Origin of the sequence: Psittacicella hinzii, from assembly GCF_003585935.1 — a bacterium.
In the GTDB taxonomy this organism is placed as follows: domain Bacteria; phylum Pseudomonadota; class Gammaproteobacteria; order Enterobacterales; family Psittacicellaceae; genus Psittacicella; species Psittacicella hinzii.
Map to the genome: position 1 here is coordinate 1 of NZ_NRJG01000165.1, position 2325 is coordinate 2325.

Genomic DNA, 2325 nt, shown 5'->3' on the forward strand with positions numbered 1-2325 from the left:
ATTATGGGGCTCTCCTATTTTATTTTTTATTAATTATCTGAAGAACTACCTAATAAGTCATAGTTAATTTTCACTTCATATACAGTACGTAATGATTGCATGAAATTATCTACATAACTTTGAGTAGCAACTTGTTCGATTTGTGATTTAAATGCGTTTTCAACTTCAGGACTTACTTTATCAGTAGTAAAGCCATGAACGGCAATTAAATACACAATGTGCGAATCTTCTACAGGAACTGTAATGTAGTCAACTTTGTGACCATTATAGCTTTCTGTGAACAGATATTTATAGAATGGTAGGTTATCTTTACCTTGTTGATAGAAAGGTAAAGTACGTAATTCTGATAATTTAATACCAGCTTGATCTAAAATTTCTTGTTGTTTTGCTTCTGTAACATTAGGCATATTTAAGTCATTTGCCACTTGTTTTAAGCGCGTGATTTGACTGTTTTGTGCAATGTCTAATTTCGTTTTAGCGATTACATCAGCTTTAACTTCATCTAAAGGACGGTAAACAGTATCTTTAAATGAATCTAATTGAACAACGATTTCATCTTGAGTATCTTGTACACCTTGTGGTGCGTTCACTTTACCAGCTTCTAAAGTACCGTTAAATGCTAGTTTTACTACATCTTTAGGTAATACTTCAGGAGCATCTTCTTGGGTAAAGGCTTGAGTAGTTTCTACTTTAAGACCTAATACTTTAGCAACTGCTTCAATATTGCCACCTTCTTCAACAATATTAGAAACCTTAGCAAATAGATCTTGTAAGTAAGTTTGTTGTTTAGCTTGTAATAAAGTTTGGCTGATTTGTGCTTTTGCTTCTTCAAGTGAAGTTGAGCTAAACGCTTTAGAGTTTAAGTACAGAATGTGGAAGTTACCATCATCTGTTTTAATTGCTAATGAGTGAGTTTTTTCACCCATAATCTCAACTACTTTTGCTAGAGCTTCCGGTAGGTCGCTAGCTTTTAGTGTTCCTAAGCTACCACCTTTATTTTTTGAACCTAAGTCAGTTGAGTATTCTTTAGCAGCATCAGCAAAACTCATACCACTATCTAAAGCTGCTAATACATCATCAGCTGCCGCTTGGGTTTTAACAACAATGTCATTTAAGTTATAAGTGTATTGTGCAAACTGATCTTGGTGACTATCAAAGTACTCTTTAATTTCAGCATCAGTTGGTGCTGCTACATTTTTTAAGAACTCATTACGGTTATAACGAATGTAACTAATTGTTGCTTCAGCAGGAATTGCGTAATCAGCTTTATGCTTATTGTAGTAATTAGTTAATTGTTCTTCAGTAGGAGTAATATCATTAACGTAATCTTTAGCTTCAACCGTTGCTACTTGAATTTGTGCTGATGGTAGAGCTAAACGTGCGTTAATAGCTACTTCTTGTGGAGTAACTACTACTGAGTTATTTAAGAATGTACTTACAGCTTCGTCTTTAATATTGTTTGATAATAAAGCGAAGTATTGTTGGGTAGTCATGTTGTAGTATTGTAAGAACATTTTAATACGATCTTCCGAATACTTACCGTTTACCCAGAATGCTTTATTATTACGGATATTATTAATAATATCGTCTTCGCTTACAGTTACACCAATATCATTAGCGTAGAATACACGTAAACGATCGTTGATTAAACTATCTAATACTGAGTTTTTCAGTAATTGATCGTTTTCTGGTGTCATGAACTTTTCGAACTCTTCTTGTCCGAATTGTTGTAATAAGCGATTATATTGTTGTTGATAAACTTGTTGGAATTCGCTATATAAAATTCCTGCGTTTTTATCTTTAAACGATACTAAATAGTTCTTTTGTGGAGTACCAAGATTCGAACCTGTAATCGTTTGAATCACGAAAGGAATAGCAATAGCTAACGGGATAATTTTCCAGATCCAAGATTTTTGGAATGAGTTAAACTTACCGATCATGAAGTGTTTACCTTAAGTTAAGGGTTAAACAATAATAAAAATAATAAAAGCTATTCAAGGCTCGTTCTCCTTGGAAATAGCAAGAAACCCGTGACTTTTTTCTAAGTAAAAAATTTTAAATTCTCTAAACCGAGCTCGACAAATAACACGAAGCTACCTACGGTAAAAAACTTAGAAAGTCTGATTAATTATACAATATTTTCTTGATTTTCGGGTAAGATCTTTAATTACCAATCCCTAAATTCATAATACGAGTTTATAATGCGAGCTCATCGCTCTAATTCATAATGCGAGTTCATTGTTCTTATTCATAGCACTAATTCATAATACTAGTCCATAGTACTAATTCATAATACTAGTCCATAGTACTAATTCATAATAGTAC

Annotated in this window: 1 protein-coding gene; it reads right to left on the bottom strand. The window is 32.8% G+C overall.

Going from position 1 to position 2325, the window contains the following annotated elements:
• Window positions 1-29 precede the first annotated feature (29 nt).
• Window positions 30-1940, bottom strand: a complete 1911-nt coding sequence (locus CKF58_RS07525; RefSeq protein ID WP_119532553.1) for a SurA N-terminal domain-containing protein — start codon at window positions 1938-1940, stop codon at window positions 30-32.
• Window positions 1941-2325: the final 385 nt, after the last annotated feature.